Below are 6,513 nucleotides of genomic sequence, written 5' to 3'. Positions count from 1 at the left end.
GATCATTTCCCGTGATTTTTCCGGGTTTTCGAGAACGAGTGCCCGGATGTTGTTCAGGCAGTTGAAGATGAAGTGCGGATTGATCTGTGCCTTGAGGGCACTGAGTTCCGCCTCCTTGAGGGCTGCCTGCAGTCGCCATTTTTCGATTTGTTCGATTTGACGGTTACGGAACGCGTGAAAAGCAAAATAGATGAGCGACCAGCAGACCAGGATCACCTGAGTCTGGAAAATGTAGATGCCCAGAATTGCAAAACTGAAACGCTGGGAACCCAGCAGGTCGAAGACCCACACCAGCAATGCCGAGGCAATGAGTTGGCTGATGAGAGAGAGCAATAGCGTGGCAGGTAGCAGTCGCAGAGCGAGCTTGCCAAACGAAAGACTGGTCCACTTGCGGGTTTTGGCGATGTGCCGGAGTCCGTGGGTGAGCAGGAGCAGCACGATGACATTGCAGAGCACCAGAGCAAGGTTCCTCCATTGCATCCCGTAGAACATGAGTTGGATTGCCATGCCTACGACACCGTAGCCTCCCCAACCGATGAGCTGGAGCATCCAGTAATAGTGAGGGCGCAGTCGGGGTTCCGGCAGGGTAGAGGGGGTCGAATCCATTTGGGTGTGTGGCATCAGTGGAATTGGGGATCAACGGTATGCAGGCGCATCATACGGGCATACGCTTGCAGTGCAACTTTGCTTCGGTGTGGTGGCTGGAAGCGCGTCTGTTTCATCAAATATCACCAATCTAGTTGAGTGGGGAAGCATGCGCATTCTCCATTCGATGAACGGTTGTGCTGGCCCTGTGAACGGTGATCTGGAGGCGTGCAATGGAAAAGTGGAGAAGGTCTGAGCGATTTCACTTAGATTTGCAAATCCTGATCCGATAACCAGACGTATGCATTTTTCACTTCGACAGGGTTGTGGGTTGGGTTGCGTGCAACTCATGTCAAATATCCAGGACTTCACTCCTCTGTCGGTCCATTGATATGTCGTCTTCACCTGAGAACAATGCCACGGCTGAAATCAGCCGATTGCAGGAGCAGCTTGCGCACTGTCGCCGGGAACTCGAGGTAGCACAGAATCTGGCTCGGCTGGGCATGTGGAACATTGATCTGAAAACGGGTCGGGTGGAGGCATCGGAACGGAGTTACACGATCTATGGCATCCCGCAGGGAGAATCGCTTTCGGTCACGCAGATTCAAGCAATCCCGCTGTCAGAGGATCGCCCTCACCTGGATCGACGACTTCGCGAACTGATCGAGCAAGGGCAGTCCTACGATGTTCAATTTCGCATCCGACGTTGTTCGGACGGAGCGATCCGATGGGTGCATTCTCTCGCTGACTACGATGCTGAACACCACAGGGTTGTGGGTACGATACAGGACATCACTGCTCGTGTGGAGGCCGAGCGACGAACCCGTGAGAGAGAAGCATACCTGAGAACCATCCTTCAGACAACTGCAGATGGGTTTTGGGTGCTGGATCGATTGGGACTGGTTCTTGATGTCAACGAGGCTTACTGCCGCATGTCGGGTTTTTCCCGAAAAGAACTGATCGGCAAATCCATCACGGATCTCGATGTATCGACCGATGGGCATGGTGCAGCAATGCGCATCGCACGTCTCATAGAGCAGGGTTCGGAAATCTATGAATCCACACACTTTCGCAAGAATGGAGAGACCTTTCCGGTGGAAGTGACTGCCACCTGGCAGGATATCCGGGGAGGACAGGTGATCTGTTTTGCGCGGGATCTGACGCGTCGTCGAAATCAGGAACGACACATCGGATTGATGGGAGAAATGCTGGATGCGGCTCCTGCAGCGATAATGATTCACGAAGCGGAAGGAAACATTGTCTATGCCAATCGCGTCACGCGCGAATGGCATGGCTATGCAGACAGGGCTGCATTTTTGGAAGTGAAGCTCGAGGAACTGGATACTCCAGAGAGTGCTGCTGGGATCCCGAAGCGATTGCAACAAATACAGTCCGAGGGTGGTGCCAGGTTTGAGGTCGAACACTTTCGCAAGGATGGGTCGCGCTTTCCGCTCGAGGTCATGGCAAAGGCGATCCAATGGAATGGACGCCCTGCGGTGCTCAGTGTGGCGATGGATGTGTCTGCCAAAAAGCGGGCGGAACAAGCGCTGATCGAAAGTGAAGCGCAGCTGTGGAATTCACGCAACCTCATGCAATACATCATTGAGCATGCCAACAGTGCGGTAGCAGTGCACGACCGTGATTTGCGCTACGTCTATGTGAGCGAACGGTATATGGCCGCCTTTGGACTCAATGGTAATAACATCCTGGGTAAGCACCACTACGAGGTTTTTCCAGACCTACCGGAAAAATTGAAGGCCGTGCATCGAAGGGTTTTGAAGGGTGAGGTGTGCCGGGCGGATCGTGACCCAATGATTCACGACAATGGTGAAGTGGACTGGGCGCGATGGGAATGCCGACCATGGTATGAGGCACCCGGAAAAATCGGGGGAATTGTCAATTATATTGAGATCATCACGGACCAGGTCATCAGTGAGCGCACTTTACGCGTCAACGAGGAATTTCAGCGCGCGATCATCGCGTCATCACCATTGGCGATCATCACTGCGGACTCGGAAGGACGCGTGGAGAGTTGGAATGATGCAGCAACCGGAATATTCGGATGGAGAAGGGATGAAGTCGTAGGCCGGTTTCCGCCGTTTGTCCCTGAGGACCAACATGCTTATGTCAAGTCTCTGCGTCAGCGCATCCTGAAAGGGGAGACCTTTTCCCAGCTTGAAGTGACGCGCGTGCGCAAATCCGGGGAACCCATTGTGGTGAGCCTATCGACGGCACCTGTTCGGGATCACACGGGGGAGGTCGTCCGCATTCTGGCGATCATGGAGGATATCACGGAGAAAAAACGCCTCCAGACTGAGCAGGAACGGATTTTGCAGGAACTCAAACTCAAGAAAGATGCTGCCGAGTGTTCGAACCGGGCGAAGGATGAATTCCTTGCGGTCATGAGCCATGAGATGCGCACTCCTCTCAATGCAATTCTTGGATTTTCAAATCTGCTTTTGGACGAGATTGAAAATCCGGGTCAGCGGTCCTTTCTGATGAACATCGCGGATGCGGGAGGGCAGCTTTTGAATCAGATTGAGAACATCCTCAACTACGTTCGTCTGGATCGGGGCACACTCAGACCAGAACCCACCATGATCCCTCTGCACGACTTGTGTCAGAATGTGTTTGAAGGCATGAGCAAAGCAGAACTCGGACTCGAGTTCCAGTTTCACAATGGCATGGACGGATGGTATGCACTGCCTTCGGGCTTGGAGGTGTTTTGTGATATTTCCATGCTCACGCGCCTGCTGCAAAACTTGCTCAGTAATGCCTGCAAATTCACCCAGCTGGGATGGGTCAGTCTGTCGGTTGGCATGAATTATGATGAATCCGGATGGACCCGCTTTCGCTTTGTGGTCGAGGATACGGGAATTGGAATTCATGAGAGAAATCACAAACAGCTCTTTAAGCCCTTTTCGCAGGTGGATTCGACCTACACCCGTAATTTTGAGGGAGCGGGTCTTGGGCTGGCGACTTGCAAGAAACTGGTCGACCTTCTTGGCGGCGATATTGGAATGCAAAGTGAAATCGGCAAAGGATCACAGTTTTGGTTCGAACTGCCCCTGCAGGTCGACACCGACCCATCGAGAATGTCGTGATGAGGGTTAGATCAATGCGTGAGTCCTGGCCGTTCGTGACAAGGGTGTAGCAGAACGTGCAAAATCAGTGGCTGCAGGGCGCTTTGTGTGAAACTTGCTCAACTCAAAATCCAGCCATACGGGTAGTCTGAAAGCACTTCACAACCGTTTTGGGTGACCCACACGTCATCTTCGATGCGGCAGCCTCCGATTCCCGGGTAGTAGAGGCCGGGTTCGACGGTGACTACCATGCCGGCCTCAAGCACAAGCGTTTGCTGTTTGCCGAGGCGGGGAGGTTCGTGGATATCGAGTCCGAACCCGTGGCCGGTTCCATGGAAAAAACCCTGATAAGTTCCGTTTTTCTGTTCTGTCCGGTAACCTTCGCGCTCAAAAATGGCTTCGACCTCAGCGTGGATTTTGCCAGTGATGCTGCCAGAGGCGATGGCGTCGATTGCGCGTTTTTGCGCTTCCGCAACGGTTTTGACCAGCCGGGTTTGCTCTGTGGTGGGTTTCCCCTTAAGGAAGGTGCGCGTGAGATCGCCCCAGTATCCATGCGCTTTGGATCGTGGGAAAATGTCGACGATGATCAGCTGGTTTGCGTAAAGAACGCCGTGACCTCGCTCATGTGGATCACAGGCCTGGTCGCCCCCTGCCACGATGGGATGCCCAGCCATGGCATTGTGGCAAATACAGGTCTGTTCGATTTCGCGGTGCACCACTTCGGAGGTAAGCCAGTCTCCGTTCCACTTGAGCATGCCAGTTTCGATTGTTGCTTCTCCGAGAATTTGCTCAACCCGCTCAAGGCAGCATTGGGTGATGCGAATGGAATCGCGAATGTGTGCAACCTCTTCCTGGCTTTTAAGCATGCGCTGGGTGAGCATCGCATGAGGGTAGGGTTGTAGCTGTACCCCGGTGCTGCGCAGTTCTTCGGCGAGGTAGAAGGGAAAGTCACGGGTGACCTGCACCTGCGTCAGGAGTTGATCGGCCAGGAGGTTGCAGATGGTGGCGGCCTCCGGACTCAGGCCTTTCGCCTGCAGGGGTTCGTTGCGCTTGGAGAGGGTTGCGATATCGATGACCTGGTCGACCCGAGCCTCCTTGACGGCGCGTCCATACTCAAGTGGACTGACGGCAATCGTGGTTTGCTCTCCGCTTTGCAGCAGGATGTAGGGGTCAGGCGTCATCAGACCCGTCAGGTAATACAGGTCAGAGACGAATTCCGGGTTGGCGTAGATCAGTAGAGGCAATTGCGAAGTGCTCATGGATTTCGTGCGTTGCAAATAGGTGCAATCCTGCTAGCTTGCGACCCATGAGTCAATGCATTCACCAGCTGAAATGGTTTGGACTGAGCCTGTTGTTGCTCGGCATTTCAGGACTTTGCGTATCGTGTGCCAATGCAGACCGGAAGTCTGGCTGGAAACCGGGTGACACGATCACCCTGAACGTTGCAGGGCATGCACTTGAGATTGAGCTTGCGTTGACGCGGGCAACACAGGCGCGCGGCTTGATGAAGCGGGAATCCCTGCCGGAGAACCATGGCATGCTCTTTGTCTTTGATCGTCCGGAGCGTCGCAGTTTCTGGATGAAAGACACCTGGATCCCCCTGGACATCGCCTACATTGATGCATCCGGAACGATTCGGGAGATCCATGCGCTCTTTCCCAACAATCAGAACAGTGTCGTCTCAAACAGTCGCGAGATTCAGTTTGCACTGGAAACCAATCGCGGCTGGTTCAAGGGAAAGGGGATTCGCCCGGGGGACCGTATCGAACTGGATTCCCTGCTTCCGATTCTGCGTGAGCATGTCATCCGCACTGCAACGGACGGGTAGGACGTTGAAGCGTTGGTCCGGTTTGCGGGAGTGAGGGTATACACAGCGATCATCCGCTTCAGATCAAAGCAAAGGGATATCCACTTGACGCGACCGCTCCGTCTGTGACTAAGCTATGGATATGGCGGAAGAACCTCAGGAGCAGTGGTACTGCTTTACAACACAGCCCAAACGCGAGCACATTGCTGCAGCCAATCTCAAGGCACGTGCCGGGCTTGTGACCTTTTGTCCACGGATCGCTTATCGAAAAAAAACCCGCCGAGGCGTTGTGCGGTTTGTGGAGCCGCTGTTTCCCGGCTATTTGTTTGTGTACTGTGAAATCCATCAGCACCTGCGCCACATCCTCGCAATGCAGGGGATTCGACATGTGGTGAAGTATGGAGAGCGCATCCCGTCACTGACGCCCGCTTTTATTGAGGAACTGCAGCCTTGCTTTTCCGAAGAAATTAAAGAAATTCCAGACCCCGATCCGCAACCGGGGGAATCCGTGCTACTGGCGGAAGGACCCTTTGCTGAGTTGCATGCGATCGTTCAAACTTACGTTCCGGCGACGGATCGCATCCGCGTGCTGCTCGATTTTCTGGGTCGGGAGGTGTCCATTGATGTTCCCAAAGCACAAATCCTTCGACCCGATTTTGAGCCCAAAAAGCACCTTTCCTGATTTGGATTCGGTCGGCTGAAGCACTCTGCCTGCTCAGAGCAGTGCGTCTTCTTCGAGACGGCTCAGGCATTCCTCAAGCATGTTGTCCCATTTCTTCTGATCAGCATCTTCTTCGAGAGGAATGTCATCCTTCACGTGAGGCGAAGCAAGCCGACGCTCCTTGAATTTGCGGTAGGTTCGGTTCGACTGCAGATTCTTGATCAGAAGCAAAAGTCCTTCACTCGAATGTTGGTAGTCTGAATTCATGCTTACCCTGTTAAATCGGCAGATTTGGTTGGGTTTTAGCGAATTCGCCAGATATACATTTTTTTCATCCAGCGTAAAAAACGTTGACAGATCCTACATCGAATTGGATC

General features: G+C 53.5%; 6 protein-coding genes. 3 read left to right on the top strand and 3 right to left on the bottom strand.

Annotation, left to right across the window (positions count from 1 at the left end; genetic code table 11):
* Window positions 1–621 (bottom strand): histidine kinase (locus ABQ298_07100; GenBank protein ID MEQ9824134.1); only part of this gene is annotated, 621 nt, incomplete at its 3' end.
* Window positions 622–977: 356 nt separating this feature from the next.
* On the opposite strand from ABQ298_07100, the gene ABQ298_07095 reads away from it, so the two are divergent.
* Window positions 978–3,689: a PAS domain S-box protein gene (locus ABQ298_07095; GenBank protein MEQ9824133.1), complete on the top strand. Its 2,712-nt coding sequence runs from the start codon at window positions 978–980 to the stop codon at window positions 3,687–3,689.
* Between the two features lie 98 nt (window positions 3,690–3,787).
* Here ABQ298_07095 and ABQ298_07090 read toward each other — a convergent pair whose 3' ends face one another.
* Window positions 3,788–4,927, bottom strand: coding sequence for a Xaa-Pro peptidase family protein (locus ABQ298_07090; protein ID MEQ9824132.1), 1,140 nt, complete (start codon window positions 4,925–4,927; stop codon window positions 3,788–3,790).
* 47 nt (window positions 4,928–4,974) lie between these two features.
* On the opposite strand from ABQ298_07090, the gene ABQ298_07085 reads away from it, so the two are divergent.
* Complete coding sequence (locus tag ABQ298_07085) at window positions 4,975–5,496, top strand: DUF192 domain-containing protein (protein ID MEQ9824131.1); 522 nt, start codon at window positions 4,975–4,977, stop codon at window positions 5,494–5,496.
* A gap of 121 nt (window positions 5,497–5,617) precedes the next feature.
* Window positions 5,618–6,157: a transcription termination/antitermination NusG family protein gene (locus ABQ298_07080; GenBank protein MEQ9824130.1), complete on the top strand. Its 540-nt coding sequence runs from the start codon at window positions 5,618–5,620 to the stop codon at window positions 6,155–6,157.
* 33 nt (window positions 6,158–6,190) lie between these two features.
* Here ABQ298_07080 and ABQ298_07075 read toward each other — a convergent pair whose 3' ends face one another.
* On the bottom strand, window positions 6,191–6,403 hold the full coding sequence (locus ABQ298_07075; protein ID MEQ9824129.1) for a hypothetical protein: 213 nt from the start codon (window positions 6,401–6,403) through the stop codon (window positions 6,191–6,193).
* Between the last annotated feature and the right edge of the window lie 110 nt (window positions 6,404–6,513).

This window comes from Puniceicoccaceae bacterium, assembly GCA_040224245.1.
GTDB lineage: Bacteria > Verrucomicrobiota > Verrucomicrobiia > Opitutales > JAFGAQ01 > JAKSBQ01.
This window is presented reverse-complemented; position numbering and strand designations above follow the sequence as displayed.